Source organism: Rheinheimera soli, from assembly GCF_031457405.1.
In the GTDB taxonomy this organism is placed as follows: domain Bacteria; phylum Pseudomonadota; class Gammaproteobacteria; order Enterobacterales; family Alteromonadaceae; genus Pararheinheimera; species Pararheinheimera soli_A.
Map to the genome: position 1 here is coordinate 198,943 of NZ_JAVDWR010000005.1, position 15,282 is coordinate 214,224.

General features: G+C 46.7%; 11 protein-coding genes and 1 pseudogene. 11 read left to right on the forward strand and 1 reads right to left on the reverse strand.

Annotated elements, in window-relative coordinates; all coding sequences use genetic code 11:
• Positions 1-10 precede the first annotated feature (10 nt).
• The 3 genes from J2W69_RS10455 (at position 11) to J2W69_RS10465 (ending at position 4,722) form a co-directional block, all read left to right on the forward strand.
• Positions 11-2,287, forward strand: a complete 2,277-nt coding sequence (locus tag J2W69_RS10455) for an EAL domain-containing protein (RefSeq protein WP_310277834.1) — start codon at positions 11-13, stop codon at positions 2,285-2,287.
• Between the two features lie 72 nt (positions 2,288-2,359).
• Positions 2,360-2,773, forward strand: coding sequence for a DUF4377 domain-containing protein (locus J2W69_RS10460; RefSeq protein WP_310277837.1), 414 nt, complete (start codon positions 2,360-2,362; stop codon positions 2,771-2,773).
• A gap of 176 nt (positions 2,774-2,949) precedes the next feature.
• On the forward strand, positions 2,950-4,722 hold the full coding sequence (locus J2W69_RS10465) for a diguanylate cyclase (RefSeq protein WP_310277840.1): 1,773 nt from the start codon (positions 2,950-2,952) through the stop codon (positions 4,720-4,722).
• Between the two features lie 15 nt (positions 4,723-4,737).
• Here the strand turns inward: J2W69_RS10465 and J2W69_RS10470 are convergent, their stop codons facing one another.
• The gene (locus J2W69_RS10470) at positions 4,738-5,922 is read right to left on the reverse strand and encodes a hypothetical protein (protein WP_310277843.1); all 1,185 of its coding nucleotides are present in this window, start codon (positions 5,920-5,922) and stop codon (positions 4,738-4,740) included.
• Positions 5,923-6,111: 189 nt separating this feature from the next.
• Between J2W69_RS10470 and sstT the strand changes: the two genes are divergently transcribed.
• From sstT to J2W69_RS10510, 8 genes and pseudogenes are all read left to right on the forward strand, one after another.
• Positions 6,112-7,326, forward strand: a complete 1,215-nt coding sequence (gene sstT / locus J2W69_RS10475; protein ID WP_310277848.1) for a serine/threonine transporter SstT — start codon at positions 6,112-6,114, stop codon at positions 7,324-7,326.
• A 216-nt stretch (positions 7,327-7,542) separates the two neighbouring features.
• Positions 7,543-8,961, forward strand: coding sequence for a siroheme synthase CysG (gene cysG / locus J2W69_RS10480; RefSeq protein ID WP_310277851.1), 1,419 nt, complete (start codon positions 7,543-7,545; stop codon positions 8,959-8,961).
• Between the two features lie 36 nt (positions 8,962-8,997).
• Positions 8,998-9,912 (forward strand): sulfate adenylyltransferase subunit CysD, encoded by a 915-nt coding sequence (cysD, locus tag J2W69_RS10485; RefSeq protein WP_310277854.1) that lies wholly within the window; start codon positions 8,998-9,000, stop codon positions 9,910-9,912.
• Positions 9,912-11,330 (forward strand): sulfate adenylyltransferase subunit CysN, encoded by a 1,419-nt coding sequence (gene cysN / locus J2W69_RS10490; protein WP_310277857.1) that lies wholly within the window; start codon positions 9,912-9,914, stop codon positions 11,328-11,330. Before cysD ends, cysN begins: the two co-directional genes overlap by 1 nt.
• A gap of 2 nt (positions 11,331-11,332) precedes the next feature.
• Entirely contained in the window at positions 11,333-13,069 is a 1,737-nt protein-coding gene (locus J2W69_RS10495) for an SLC13 family permease (RefSeq protein ID WP_310277860.1), read from the forward strand.
• Positions 13,070-13,078: 9 nt separating this feature from the next.
• Positions 13,079-13,672: an adenylyl-sulfate kinase gene (cysC, locus tag J2W69_RS10500; RefSeq protein ID WP_310277863.1), complete on the forward strand. Its 594-nt coding sequence runs from the start codon at positions 13,079-13,081 to the stop codon at positions 13,670-13,672.
• On the forward strand, positions 13,672-14,442 hold the full coding sequence (gene cysQ, locus J2W69_RS10505) for a 3'(2'),5'-bisphosphate nucleotidase CysQ (RefSeq protein ID WP_310277866.1): 771 nt from the start codon (positions 13,672-13,674) through the stop codon (positions 14,440-14,442). The genes cysC and cysQ overlap by 1 nt, the downstream gene beginning before the upstream one ends.
• 567 nt (positions 14,443-15,009) lie before the next feature.
• Positions 15,010-15,282, forward strand: a pseudogene (locus J2W69_RS10510) (IS21 family transposase); the annotation flags it as partial.

Below are 15,282 nucleotides of genomic sequence, written 5' to 3' on the forward strand. Positions count from 1 at the left end.
GGGGCAGCATGTGGAGTGGTTAGGTCGTTTTCTGCGGCTGAGGGCTCAGGATTTAGACAGTGCTGATAGCGCGTTCTGGCAACAAAGTGTGCTGCGTATTATTGTACTGTCAGGGCTTTGTCTGGTGTTTGCTATAGTGCTGCACAGCTCGTGGCAGGCATGGCAAATTGGCGCTTATCATGTGATCGCTATCACCTTTTCTTTTTACCTTGCATTAGTTTCAACCCTGTTTATTTCCAGCCGTTATGTTAAACGTAGTGCCGCTGCCTTGCTCGCCATAGTGATACTGGCAGGGCTCTGTATTTTAGTACTGGTGGATAACTTTGAGCTGGGCAAACTGGGCATCATTTTTATTTACACTTTGCCGATGATCAGTCTGATGTTTTTTGGCTTCAAAACTGCTTTAGTTTTTATGGCGCTGAATTTTATTCCTTTTGTTTATCTGCTGCAAAATCAGGCGCCACCTCATCTGCTGGGTTGGTCTATTACCTTGCCTGCCAGTCACAGTTATCTGCATGGCTTATTGTTTTTGTTTTTTAATTTGTGCCTGCCTTTGGCTACAGCCCGGGTGTTCAGCACCTTAAAACGCAGCGCCGTGCAGCTAAAGGATTTAAATCAACATTTGGCACAAAGTCATGATTATTACGAAGAATTGTTTGAACATAATGGTTCAGCCACTGTATTAGTGACCGCCTCTGGCGACATCATTAAATGCAATAGCCTGGCCTCTCAGCTGTTGGGATTGGAAGCAGAGCAACAAGCTAATTTATTATCTTTGCTGAACTTTGTGCAGGACAGTCAGTTGCAGGGGCATTGGCTGAAAGGCAAAGTAGAATCTAGTTTAAAAAGCCGGCCTGAATCCAGTTTGGTTTTAAAACATGTGATGCTGACCCGATCCGGCCATCATGTGGTAAGCCTGCAGGAAATCAGCGCTTTACGCCAGCTACAGCTGCAATTAAAACAAAGCCAGAAAGCACAGGACAGCTGGCTGCATTATGACGCTTTAACCTGTTTACCTAATGTGGCCGGTTTTACTGAACTGGTGAATTACAAGCAGGAGCAGTTAGCGCCGCATGAGTTTGGGCTGATGGCTATTATCCGGCTACGTCATGTCAAAACCCTGAATCAGCAATATGGTTATGAATTTGGCAGCCAGTTATTACAACACTTCTCCAAAGTAGCGAAAGCGGCTTTGCCCTCTGATGCGGTCTTAGCCAGAGTACGGGGTGTGAAGTTTGCACTGTGGCTGAAAGGGGATTTGAATGTGCTGGATCCAAAACAGCTGGCTGAAGCCATTGCCAGTCAATTGCCGGTTGAGCTGACAGTGGGGCCTTACACAGCGCGCATGAATTATCAGTTTGGAGTCAGTTTTACTGAACGGCACGATAACCAGAATGCGCAGCAACTCATTGAACAATGTGAGCTGGCTTTGGAGTTATCCAGCCCAGGCCAAGCTGTTAGTTTTTATGATCAACAACAAGCTCAGCAACTGGAACAGGATTATCAGTTGCTGAATGCGTTTCGCGACGCGATACGGCAAAAGCAGCTGGAACTCTGGTTACAACCTAAGGTTGATCCACAAGGAAAAATCCAGAGTTTTGAAGCCTTAAGCCGCTGGTTTATCGATGGGCAGGCCATAGCGCCGGATTGTTTTGTGTTGATGGCAGAACGCCATGGCTTAATGACCATGTTTTCCCGTTTAGTGCTGCAACAAAGTGTCAGCATTTTGCAAAGCTGGCAACAGCAAGGCTTGCTCTACCCTATAGCTATTAATCTGGGTGGGCCTGAGCTTTTGGACGACAGCTTTTTTGCTGAGCTAATGAGCCTGAGTGCCGATCATGCCTGGTTAACCCGCTACCTGCAGTTAGAGATCACCGAAACCAATATAGCGGTGCAACAACCTTTATTACACAAACGTTTAAAAGCGCTTCATCAGTATGGTTTTAGCATTTCCATCGACGATTTTGGCACTGGTCATTCATCCTTAAGCCAGTTGGTGGATTGTCCGGCCGATACCATCAAAATAGACCGACGTTTTGTCAGCTGTATTCCTCAGGACAGCCGCACTGTGCGTATTTTGCATACCACTATTCAACTGGCCAAAGCCTTAAATCTGAATATAGTGGCCGAAGGGGTAGAAAACGATATACAGCGCCGTTTCCTGCAAAGCCTGGGCTGCCAGCTGATGCAAGGCTATTTATTTGGCCGCCCGGCCCCTGCTTTGTATTGGCAAAACTTGTTGTTGCCGAGGTTGCCAGAGCTGGAGTTTGATTCTAAACAAGCATAAGGAAATGCTGTTCAGTTTCTGTCCATTTTTGTTGGATACACTAAAGTGAACAATAAATTAGGGACAATAGTTATGTTAAACCTGGTGCTGGTTATGCTGATGTTTTTTACTTTAGCAGGCTGCTCTGAATCCTCAACACCTGCTGAAGCTTCAACATCCACCGGATCTGCTGTTGTTGCAAAGCAACCCGATGAATCGGGCCTTTATCCCCCAGTTTTAGCTGAAAACACTGAAACGACGCTGATCTTATGGGTGGCTGCAGAAAAACGTCAGTGCATGGCGGTAGGGCCGACTGAATGCCTGCAAATTCGTCACAACCCCAACGAAGACTGGCAACTGCTGTATGGCGATATTCTGGGCTTCGACTACCAGCCAGGGCAGGTTTATCAGATAGAAGTCAGCGAAATCAGTATCCCTGAACCTCCAGCCGATGCACCAGACAGACAATGGGTGTTGCGGCAGATTATAAGCAGCCATGCTGAATAAAGCACAGCAGCTGGTGGCAATTTTCTGATTTTCTGCCAAATTCAGTACAAATCAGCAGTAAACTGCGGCATGCTGGGGTTAGTATTCTGAGAGATGGTAAATGAGGTCATAGTTTGAAATTCTGCTTTATTGTCTTTCTACTGCTGCTCCACTGTTCTGTTCAGTCCACTGAAGATTTGTCATCCCGTTTACTTGAGCTGGAAGAATTAGCTATTGATCAGTTTGCCGAAGCCGATCCGCAATTTCAGCAGCTGTTACAAAGCCAGTCAGAACCAGAATTGTTGCGAAAGGTGCAACAAAGTTACTGCTGGGTGATTGCAGTTCAAGACCCAGAACTGGGTTTGCAACTGGTACAGGATTATAAAAATCAGCAGCAGGATTTATTGTGGCAATTGCGGTTTTTATTGTGTGAAGGTTATGCCAAAGAACAGCAGGGCAAAACTGCAGAAGCCATGCTGGATTATCAGCGGGTGCTGTCTTACCAGGAGACGGAGACAGACCCAGAGTTGCAGGCTAAAGCTCTGGTGTTGCGAGGGGAGCAATATGCTGAAAACGCCGCTTATGCGGATGCCTTAACCGATCTGCAAAAAGCCTATCAGCTGGAACTGACGAATGGCACCAAAGGCCGGCAAAATTATGTAGCCAATGCACTGGCAAATTTGTATTCCGATGCCGCAGTAGGGGACTATGAACAAGCTATCTCGCTGTATAAAAAATCCCTGGAACACTGGCAAGAAAGCGGAAATCTGCAAGGCCAGGCCACCGCCTTATTTAATTTAGGCGGCACCTACGAGAGCGCGGGTCAGTTCGAACTGGCGTTACAGTATTTAAACCAGGCTTTGGTGATTGATCAAAAACGCGGTGATGCGGCTGAAATTGCTTACGATAAACGCTTAGTGGCACGGGTGTTAACCAAGTTGGGGCAAGGGGAAAAAGCCCTGGAGTTGCTGAATGAGGCTATCAGTTATTATCAGTCCAGTGCTGATGCTCAGATGCTGGCTTATTGTCAGCTCAGTCGTGCTATCACTTATCGCAGTTTAAAGCTGTATCAGAATGCTCAGCAGGATTTTGACTCTGCTATGTCCTATTTTGCCGCAAAACCTGATCTGCGATTTGAAGCCTTGTTGTACAAAGAATATGCCTTATTGCATGCAGAAATGTTGCAATGGCAGGATGCTTTTATGATGCAACAGCGGCAGCAACAAAAAGACGCTGAAATTCAACAGCAATTGCTCGACCAACGTACTACACGTTTAAAAGTTCAACTGCAGACTGAACAAATCCAAAGGGAAAAAACAGAGCTGGAAGTTAAAAATGCAGCGCAGAGGCAAGCTTTAACGGACAGTGAAGAATTACGATTCTGGCAATATCTGGCGTTGTTGTGCGCTTTATTATTGATCCTCGCCATGCTGTTTTTATTTATCCGGCAACGGGCCTTATCTGTGCAACTCAAGGATATGGCTTTAACAGACGAATTAACCCACTTACCCAACCGTCGTCATACGCTGGCCTTAGCGCAACAGTTGTGGCAGCAATGGCAGCAACATCAACAGCCTTTTTCTGTGCTGGCGGCAGACATCGATTTTTTTAAAGCTATTAATGATCAGTTTGGCCATGCTGCAGGTGATCTGGTGTTACAAAAAATAGCCTATTGCCTGCGGCAGGAATTAAGACCGGCAGACAAGCTTGGGCGAGTAGGGGGCGAAGAGTTTTTAATCTTATTACCTGGTACTGATCTCAGCAATGCCCGAGCCATAGCCCAACGTTTATGTGATGCCGTCGCGGCAATGCAGTGGCCACAACTTCAGGATTCTTATGTGGTTACCCTCAGTCTGGGGCTTGCCCAGTCGGGTAAGCACAAAGACTTTATACAGCTATGGGGCAGCGCCGATGCGGCTTTGTACAAAGCCAAGGAATCCGGGCGCAACAGAACTGAAGTGGCCGAATAATCAGCCCCCTGCTGTTTAATGGGGTTGCTGTATTGTTTTCCTGTGCTGCTTTAATGCAGCCAGTTTGGTGTTGTATAACTGCAAGCGCTCAGGCTCATAGGCATAGTTGATCGCCTGCTCTACCAGTTTTTGTGCGGCGCTGAAGTTTTGCTCCTGCACATACAGCCGGACTAACGCCAGATTGGCATTGTGCAGATAAGGTGCTTTTTCCAGTAATTTTTTATAGTAGAGCCTGGCATGGCTGAACTGCTTGTTACGCTCTGCGTCTATGGCTAAAGCCAGCCAGGCATAAGGATTGTCATCGTCGTGACTCATAATTTGCTGATTAATTTTTTCCAGCAACTGCTGGTTATCCATTTTTGCAGCCAAATCGCGGTAATTCGTCAGTAAAGTGATCTGGTTATCCTGCAATTTCATGCCATAGTCAAACCACTGCATGGCTTCAGTAAAAGCATTTTTCCGGTGATACATTAACGCAATCATATTCACTGCAGGTGTATAAGTGGGGTCCTGTTGAAGCGCTTTCTGACTTAAGAAAAAGGCGCTGTCACTATCTCCCAGCAGCAGGGCGTCAGCGGCAAGATTGTTATAAAGCATGGCGTAAAAACGGGTAGGGCTGATATTTTTTCCAACTAAATCTGTATTCTCCGGGAAGTAATCGATCACCAGCGCAGCTCTTTGCAGTATCAAACTACCTTGTTTGGACTCGTCTGCTGCTTTGTATAAATAAGTGCGAATATGATTCGAGCTGATAAAGATATTATCTTTGTAGTCAATCAGAGGTTCCTGATAAATCACTTTGTAACCCACCTCTATATTCACCAGTTTTGCCAGAGCCGAGGTCAGCAGTGCCAGCGTCATGCAATTGCCTCTGAACTGCTCCAGTGCAACCTGAGCCGGGTAATTGGCGCCTTCGTAACTAAAATACATCAACTTGTTTTGCAGGTAGTTGTAAAGTCGTTGTTCTGCCGGGTTTGTTGCTTGTGCTGAGCTGTGGAAATAATTCAGAAAATCCTGTTGTTGTTTATCATTCAGATAAAAAAGTTGGTCCAGTTCAGGCAAGCTGGCTGGTTGCTGAAACTGCGCTATAGATGTGACTGGCGGCTCTAAGCTGGCCTGGAACTGTGGATCCGCGTTATGTAAAACGCAGCTCTGGCTGGTCATAGCCACTAACAGCAGGACTATTCTGGTGAAATCCATATTTTCGAATCCGTAAGATCTTTTTTAACAAACTAACATCTGTTCGTTTTGATTTAAAGTCCCGATCCTGGACAAGGTTGGATCTTTAGCTGTGACAGCTCCGACTTGCCCCCAAAGCGGATTCAGGGCAGAATCTGGCTCTTATTCTTATAACTGTGGCGCGCACCACAGCAGCAACAGAGAACTCTTATGACATCCGAAGCTTCCCGTCCATGGCAAAAACTTTTGCAACTGGGTTTAGTGCCACAAATTATTATCGGTATTTTATTAGGTGTGCTGGTGGCTGTAGTGTCGCCAGAGCTGGCAAAAAGTTTGTCTTTGTTAGGCACTTTATTTGTTAACGCTTTAAAAGCCATAGCGCCTTTATTAGTCTTTGTGTTGGTGGCTTCCGCTATCGCCAATAAACAAGCCTCTGAAAGCGGCAGCATTAAGCCTGTGTTGGTGTTGTATTTGTTTGGTACTTTTTTAGCAGCTGTGGTTGCCGTATTACTTAGTTTTATGTTCCCGACAACCCTGGTGCTGACAGCAGTGCCTGAAGTGATAGCTGCGCCTGAAGGCATCAGCGAAGTACTAAAGGCTTTGCTGCTGAAAGTTGTGGATAACCCTATTAATGCCTTAATTAGCGGTAACTATATAGGCGTTTTAGCCTGGGCTGTGGGTTTAGGCCTGGCTTTGCAACATGCCAGCAAAAGCACCAAACTGGTGTTTTCTGATTTATCGCATGGGGTGTCGTCTTTAGTACGCTTTATCATTCGTCTGGCGCCTTTTGGTATTTTAGGTTTAGTGGCAGATACCATAGCCACCACAGGTTTTGCGGCTTTAGCCAGTTATGGTCAGTTAATAGCTGTACTGTTGGGAGCCATGGCTATTATCGCTTTTGTGGTAAATCCCTTGCTGGTGTTTGCCAAAACAGGGTCTAACCCTTATCCGCTGGTGTTTACCTGTTTACGCGAAAGTGGTGTTACAGCCTTTTTCACCCGCAGTTCAGCCGCCAATATTCCAGTCAATTTACAGCTGTGTGAAAAACTGAAACTCAACGAAGAGATCTATGGGGTTTCTATTCCGTTGGGTGCCACTATTAATATGGCGGGTGCAGCTATTACCATCACAGTACTGACGCTGGCTACAGTGCATACCCTGGGAATAGAAGTGGATTTTGCCAGCGCCATTTTATTAAGTGTGCTGGCCGCGGTTTCTGCTTGTGGTGCCTCTGGTGTGGCCGGTGGTTCCTTATTATTGATCCCTTTGGCGTGCAGCTTATTCGGTATTCAAAACGAAGTGGCGATGCAAGTGGTCGCTGCGGGTTTTATTATTGGTGTCATTCAGGACAGTGCAGAAACTGCATTAAACAGTTCAACGGATGTGATCTTTACAGCAGCAGTGTGCCAAAGCCAAAAAGTCTGACCTTCAAACTATTCCATTCATCAAAACAGAGGGTCAGAGCTTAAGCTCTACCCTCTATTCCTTTTAGTTATAAGAGATCGATATCCATTATTGTAAAAAAGACGTTTAGACGTCTAATATGCAGGCTCAGTTTAAAAAGCTTTGATTGAAGTATCCACTCTAACCAAATCAGAGCATAGTTGTTTCAAAGTGCTGCCAGTGCAGCAGGAGCCTCAAGTGCAGTATTTGCCTATTTTTGCCCAATTGAAAAATCGCCCGGTTTTGCTGGTGGGCGCTGGTCATGTGGCATTGCGCAAGGCGGGTACTTTACTCAAAGCAGGTGCCCGTTTAACTGTAGTGGCGACTTACTTTGCTGATGAATTCAAAGAGTGGCAGCAACAAGGCAAAGCGACTTTAATTGAAGGCCGTTTTGAAGCACAACATATAGAGGGTCATGTACTGGTGATAGCAGCAACAGATGATGATGCTGTTAATCAGTCCGTATTTGAAGCCGCAGATAAACGCAATATTCTGGTCAATACTGTGGATGACCAGCCGAACTGCAGTTTTATTTTTCCTGCCATTATCGATCGCAGCCCTATTCTGATTGCCATTTCCAGTGCCGGTACTGCACCTGTATTGGCGCGGCGTTTACGTGAAAAACTCGAAGCTATTTTGCCAGCCCATTTAGGCCCTTTAGCTCAGCTGGTGGGTTCCTTTCGCGACAAAGTAAAACAAAAAATTTCAGGTTTTGCTGGTCGCCGTCAGTTTTGGGAGCGGGTATTTGACTCGTCCATAGTACGTGAAGTGCAGGCCAACAGATTGGATCTGGCGCAGCAGCAGTTAGAGGATTTATTAGAGCGTGAAATTCCTACTCAGGGTGAAGTTTATTTAGTCGGCTCAGGCCCCGGTGATCCGGAGCTGCTGACATTAAAGGCACTGCAACTGATGCAGCAGGCTGACGTAGTGGTGTACGACTATTTAGTTTCAGACCCTATTATGCAGCTGGTTCGCCGTGATGCTGAGCTGGTCTGTGTAGGGAAAAAAGCAGGTGCCCATTCGGTAGCGCAGGAAGAAACAAATAACTTGTTGGTTTCTTTAGCTTTATCAGGTAAAAAAGTATGCAGGCTCAAAGGCGGTGACCCTTTTATTTTTGGTCGTGGTGCTGAAGAAATTGAAGTCTTGTTACCTCATGGCATTCCGTTTCAGGTGGTGCCTGGTATTACGGCGGCCGCAGGTTGCGCCGCTTATGCAGGTATAGCTTTAACCCATAGGGATTATGCACAGGCTGTGCAGTTTGTCACAGGGCATTGCCGTAAAGATGGTGTTGAACCGGACTGGCAAAGTTTAAGCCGCCCAAACCAGACGCTGGTGATTTATATGGGCCTGATGAAAGTTGAACATATTCAGCAGCAGCTATTAGCCGCTGGCCGCTCTGCCGATATTCCTGTGGCTGTGATTGAAAACGGCACCAGACCAGAACAGCGGGTTTTTACCGGGCAACTCAACAAGCTGGCCCATTTAGTGGCACAGCATCAGGTGCAATCACCAGCTTTGCTGATTATTGGTGAGGTCGTGGCCTTGCAACAAAAATTAAACTGGTTTGGCGATAGACCTGACCAGCAGGCTCAGCAGCCTTTAACCAACAGAATTTAAATACTTTTATTTACAGACTTAATGGGAGCAGACCCTATGGGCCAGCCAGTCAAACCTCTGACACATTTACAACAACTGGAAGCTGAAAGTATCCAGATCTTCCGCGAAGTAGCGGCCGAATTTGATAATCCGGTGATGTTGTATTCCATAGGTAAAGATTCATCCGTGCTTTTGCATTTAGCACGCAAAGCTTTTTATCCGGGCAAAATCCCGTTTCCACTGTTGCATGTGGATACCCGCTGGAAATTCCGCGAGATGATCGAATTTCGTGACAAAGTGGCGAAACAATACGGCTTTGATTTGCTGGTGCATATCAATCCGGAAGGTATTGCCATGGATATGAATCCATTCACCTACGGTAGCTCGAAACACACTGACGTGATGAAAACCCAGGGCTTAAAACAAGCTTTGGATCACTACGGTTTTGATGCGGCTTTTGGTGGTGCGCGCCGTGATGAAGAAAAATCCCGGGCCAAAGAGCGGGTTTATTCCTTCCGCGACCAACACCACAGATGGGACCCTAAAAACCAGCGCCCTGAGTTGTGGCATACCTACAATGGTCAGGTGAATAAAGGCGAAAGTATTCGTGTTTTCCCGCTGTCGAACTGGACTGAGCTGGATATCTGGCAATACATCTATCAGGAGCAAATTGACATAGTGCCGCTGTATTTTGCTGCCGTGCGCCCTGTGGTCGAGCGCAACGGTACCCTGATTATGGTGGATGATGAGCGTATGCCACTGGAGCCAGGTGAAGTACCACAGCAAAAGCTGGTGCGTTTCCGTACTTTAGGTTGTTACCCGCTGACCGGCGCTATCGAGTCTTCTGCCGACAGCCTGACAGGTATTATTGAAGAGATGCTGTTGTCGACCTCCAGTGAGCGACAAGGCCGGGTGATTGATCACGATTCCAGTGGTTCTATGGAAAAGAAAAAACGTGAGGGGTATTTCTGATGTCGGTCGCCAATGAATTAGCAGAAATCGGTATTGAGCAGTACTTAGAGCAGCAACAACATAAATCGCTGCTGAAGTTTTTAACCTGCGGCTCAGTCGACGACGGCAAAAGTACGCTGATCGGTCGTTTATTGCATGACAGTATGCAGATTTATGAAGATCAGCTGGCCGCTTTGCATAAAGACAGCAAAACCCATGGCACCACAGGTGAAACCATAGATTTAGCTTTGCTGGTCGACGGTTTACAGGCCGAACGTGAGCAGGGCATTACGATAGATGTGGCCTACCGCTATTTCTCTACAGATAAACGTAAGTTTATTATTGCCGACACCCCAGGCCATGAGCAGTACACCCGCAATATGGCGACAGGTGCGTCGAACTGTGACCTGGCTATTATTCTGGTGGACGCCCGTTATGGTGTGCAAACCCAGACCCGTCGTCACAGTTTTATCTGTTCATTGCTGGGCATAAAGCAGTTTGTGGTCGCCATCAATAAAATGGATTTAATGGGTTTTGACGAACAGCGTTTTGAGCAAATTAAACAGGATTACCTGCAATTTGCCGCTCAGCTGAATGTGCCTTCTATTCAGTTTGTACCGCTGTCGGCGTTAAATGGCGACAACGTGGTGCATAGTTCAACCCAAACTCCATGGTACAAAGATGGTCCTTTACTGAGCTTATTAGAAAAGGCGCCTGTCACAGGATTTAACTGGCAAGCCGAAGCCCGTTTACCTGTGCAGTATGTCAGCCGGCCTAACCTGAACTTCCGTGGTTTTGCCGGTACTATCGCCAGCGGTAATTTTAAAGTAGGTGATGCCATAGTGGCTTTACCTTCAGGCAAAGGCTCGGTTATTAAATCTATTGTGACTTTTGACGGTGAATGGCAGGAAGCTATTGCAGGCCAGGCTGTGACACTGACATTAAAAGACGAAATAGATATCAGCCGTGGTGATGTGATAGTACCTGCTGTGCATCATGCCGCAGTGTCGAACCGTATTCTGGCCAAAGTGGTCTGGATGCACGAAGATCCACTGCTGATTGGCAAAAGCTACAACATCAAACTGGCGACAAAAAAAGTCAGCGGGAAAGTCACAGCTATAGCGCACAGCATTGACGTGAATACCCTGGCAGAGCATCAGGCCGACAAGCTGGAGCTGAACAGCATAGCGCTGGTCGAGCTGGAACTGACCGAAGCCGTGGTGTTTGACCCTTATGCGCAAAACCGCGACACAGGCGGCTTTATCTTTATCGACCGCATCAGCAATATTACTGTTGGTGCAGGTATGGTCGACAGCGCTTTGGCCAGTGTCAGCAGTAAAGCTGAATTCAGTGAGTTTGAGCTGGAACTGAATGCGTTAGTACGGAAACATTTCCCACACTGGCAGGCACTGGATTTAAGCCAGTTGAAAAAAGGCTAAGCATGAGTCTGGAGCAGTACGGCGTATTCGCTATTTTAGCAGGGCTTGTTGCCCTGTTAACCCTGACCCGGCTCTCTGCTGCCTGGGTTTTTGGTGCAGTGGCCGTACTGACTTATCTGACGGATTTGCTCAACGTACAACAATTTGCCGCCAGTTTTACCGACTCCTCGTTATTAACCCTGGTGTTGTTATTGCTGGTGTCTATAGCGCTGGAGAAAACCCGCTTAATCAGCTGGGTGGGCCAGCAGCTCAACAGCGGCGGCTTACGCACTGTGCTTGGCCGTTTGTGGATTTCAACCGCAGTCTTATCGTCTTTTACCGCCAATACGGCCGTAGTAGCAAGTTTAATAGGTGCTATTAAACGCAGCCAGAAGTTCGCCCCCAGCAAGCTGATGTTGCCTATGGCTTTTGCTGCCACTTTTGGTGGCACTCTGACCCTGATCGGAACTTCTACCAACTTAGTAGTGAACAGCTTTTTAGACAAAGCTGAATTGCCGTTGTTGCAGTTTTTCACCACAACAGCTGTAGGCGCTGGTGTAGTGTTGTCAGGCATGTTGATGATGTGGCTGATTGCCGATCGCTTGCCAGTGACTGAAAAAGCTGTGGAAGAAGCTGATCTGCCTTATTTCCTTGAAGCGCGTTTAAGTGAAGATTCAGTACTGATTGGTAAAACCATAGGTGAAGCAGGGCTGCGGCATTTACGGAAGTTGTTTTTAGCTGAAATAGTGCGGGGTGAGCAGAATATAGCGCCTGTTTGCCCGGACGATCGCTTGCAGCAAGGTGATGTATTGCTGTTTGCCGGTGATATGGAATCTGTGGCGTTGTTGCAGGAAATTCAGGGTCTGACTTTATATGGCCATCACAGTATGAATGGTCAGGCGTTGGTGGAAGCTATTATCAGCCACTCGTCGAGCCTCAACGGTGTGTCACTAAAAGACGCCAAATTTCGTGAAGAGTTTGATGCTGTGGTAGTCGCAGTAAAGCGTGGACAAGAACGTTTGCAGGGCGGTTTAGGCTCTATAGTGCTGCAAACAGGCGATACTTTACTGCTGGTGCCTGGTAAAAGCTTCCATCAGAACAGCAAACTCAATAAAGAATTCTTATTGGTGAACGGCGTTGATTCCGCCACCCGTTTATCTTTGCGTCGCAGTTGGGGCGTGTTATCTGCTTTTGTGGCTGTGATCGGTTTGTCGATGACAGGCGAACTGCCTCTGCTCAAAGGCCTGGTGTTATTACTGATCGGTTTAATGGCGACCGGCATTATCAGTATGCAGGAAGTCCGGCGCCGTTTTCCTTTGGATATAGTATTGATTGTGGGTGGGGCTTTGGTCTTGTCGCAAGCCATGGAAAATACCGGTGTATCAGCGCTATTAGGCCAGGGGTTGTTACAGGTGTTCAGCGGTTATCACTTATTCTGGGCTTTAGCAGCTTTGTATTTTTTCACTCTAATGTTAACCGAATTGATGTCGAATAATGCCGCTGCTGCTTTGGCTTGTCCTTTGGCTATCAGTCTGGCGAAAGCCTTTGGTATAGACCCTATGCCGCTGATTATGGCGGTATTGTTTGGTGCCAGCGCCAGCTTTATTTCGCCCTGGGGTTATCAGACCAATTTGCTGGTATTTACTGTAGGTAATTACAAACTCAGTCAGTATATTAAAGTGGGTTTACCTATGGCATTGGCTTATTCAATAGCTGTGCTGACGTTAATCCCATTGTTTTTCCCATTTCAGTCGCTGTAAGGAATTTTTATGAGTCAGGTGGTTTGGCAAAACTATCAAATCAGCCGTGCCGATCGTGAGCAACAAAACGGTCATCAAGGCGTTGTATTGTGGTTTACCGGCTTAAGCGGCGCAGGAAAATCCACAGTGGCTAATGCCTTAGAGCAAGAACTGGTAAAACGTAAAGTACACAGCTATTTGCTGGACGGCGACAATGTGCGCCATGGTTTGTGTGCTGATTTAGGCTTCAGCGAAGCGGATCGCACTGAAAACATTCGCCGGGTAGGTGCAGTGGCAGGTTTAATGCTGGATGCTGGTCTGGTGGTATTGAGTGCCTTTATTTCACCTTACCGTGCACAGCGTCAGGCCATTAAAAACAGCTTGCCGGATGGCAAGTTTTTAGAAATTTATATAGCTACTTCGTTAGATGTCTGTGAGCAGCGTGACGTGAAAGGTTTGTATCAAAAAGCCAGACGTGGTGAAATCAGTCACTTCACCGGGATTTCCGATCCTTATGAAGCACCACAACAACCGGATCTGACCATAGACACAGCACAGCAAAGCCTGGATCAAAGTGTCGAACAGCTGATTGCCTTATTGACGGAAAAAGGAGTGCTGAGCTAATGCTGCAACTGACACAGGATTTATTGGATCAAGTACAAGGTATTGCCATAGCAGCAGGTGATGCCATTTTAGCTGTGTACCAACGTGACTTTGCCGTTGAGCAAAAAGATGATGAATCGCCTTTAACCGAAGCAGATCTAGCCGCCCATCATTTGACTCTGGCCGAACTGACTAAGTTAACCCCCCATGTGCCGGTATTGTCCGAAGAGGCAGCTGATATTCCCTGGTCTGAACGCCAGCAGTGGACTGAATACTGGCTGGTTGACCCTTTAGATGGCACCAAAGAATTTATAAAACGTAACGGCGAATTCACCGTTAACATAGCCCTTATTCAACAAGGCGAACCTGTACTTGGTGTTATTCATGCCCCAGTGCTGGATAAAACCTATGCAGCAGCTGAAGGCTTAGGTGCGACCCGGCAACAGCATGGCTTAACTGAAACTATTCGGGTTGCTTTAACGCCGGCTGCAGGTGAAGTAGTGAAAGTAGTGGGCAGCCGCAGTCACTACAGCGCTGATATTGAAGATTATTTAAGCCGTTTCCCGCACCATGAGCTGATAGCGGTAGGCAGTTCACTGAAGTTTTGTTTAGTGGCTGAAGGCAGCGCACATTTATACCCTCGTTTTGGCCCTACCATGTTGTGGGACACAGGCGCAGGTCATGTTATCGCCAAAGTGGCAGGTGCTGTGGTGGAATATCAGGGCATAAACAATCCGGCTTATCACAGAGAAAACCTGAAAAACCCGAATTTTTTAGTCAGCGCTTTGTAATTTGGCGTGTTTTTTTCTTCAACTAATAAAAATTCTGCTTCTTTAGTAGTATTCGAAAAATAAAATAAGAGGGCGTCATTCAGATAGCCCTCTTATCAATACAATTCTATGCGTTATCACTCTTTGTTGCATTGTATACTTTGTAAGTAAAGTATATTAGCCATATGGGTGGAATTGTGAAGACCGTTAGTAAATTGATAAGGTGGCTTATCTTTTTACTATGATCAACTTTCCTGTTTATATTAAATATAACGGCTGTTGAGACTGCTGCAATGAACAGAATAAATAACCCGGCATAATAAGCGTTAATGTTCATATCGTCCCTGTTTAATCATGTATGACAGTCCTGTTGCGTATTCTGCCCCAAAGTGAACACCGATTCTGATTTAAAATGAACACCTGTTCTGGTTTTATGTGAACACCCATTCTGGCGCAAAGTGAACACTTTGGGTCAATTTCCAGAATCAGTGTTCATTTACTCCAGAATGCTTTTCCCGCGTTGATTGTTGTCACTGATAACCTGTCCATTTTCAGATGGATATGGTTATGCCCAGACAGAGAACTTCAATGCGTAAACTTCGTGAAATCCTAAGACTTCGCCTCTATGCAGGCCTGTCCATCCGACAAATCCGCGATAGCCTGCGTATCAGCATCGGCGCTATCCAAAAAGTCGCCACTACGGCCGAGCAAAACGGCATCACCTGGCCCTTGATATGCACACTGGACGACAGCGAGCTGGCCCGGCGGTTTTACCCTCAAGCCGATACTCAGGTCTCCACCCGCCTGGAACTACCTGATTGGTGCGCTGTGCACAAAGAGCTGCGTAAAGCCGGTGTCACT

Excerpts from the sequence above, each read along its gene's own strand:
- cysC (WP_310277863.1), top strand. The coding sequence starts at position 13,079 with ATGAGTCAGGTGGTTTGGCAAAACTATCAAATCAGCCGTGCCGATCGT.
- J2W69_RS10470 (WP_310277843.1), bottom strand. The coding sequence starts at position 5,922 with ATGGATTTCACCAGAATAGTCCTGCTGTTAGTGGCTATGACCAGCCAG.
- sstT (WP_310277848.1), top strand. The coding sequence starts at position 6,112 with ATGACATCCGAAGCTTCCCGTCCATGGCAAAAACTTTTGCAACTGGGT.
- J2W69_RS10460 (WP_310277837.1), top strand. The coding sequence starts at position 2,360 with ATGTTAAACCTGGTGCTGGTTATGCTGATGTTTTTTACTTTAGCAGGC.
- cysQ (WP_310277866.1), top strand. The coding sequence starts at position 13,672 with ATGCTGCAACTGACACAGGATTTATTGGATCAAGTACAAGGTATTGCC.
- J2W69_RS10495 (WP_310277860.1), top strand. The coding sequence starts at position 11,333 with ATGAGTCTGGAGCAGTACGGCGTATTCGCTATTTTAGCAGGGCTTGTT.
- cysN (WP_310277857.1), top strand. The coding sequence starts at position 9,912 with ATGTCGGTCGCCAATGAATTAGCAGAAATCGGTATTGAGCAGTACTTA.
- cysD (WP_310277854.1), top strand. The coding sequence starts at position 8,998 with ATGGGCCAGCCAGTCAAACCTCTGACACATTTACAACAACTGGAAGCT.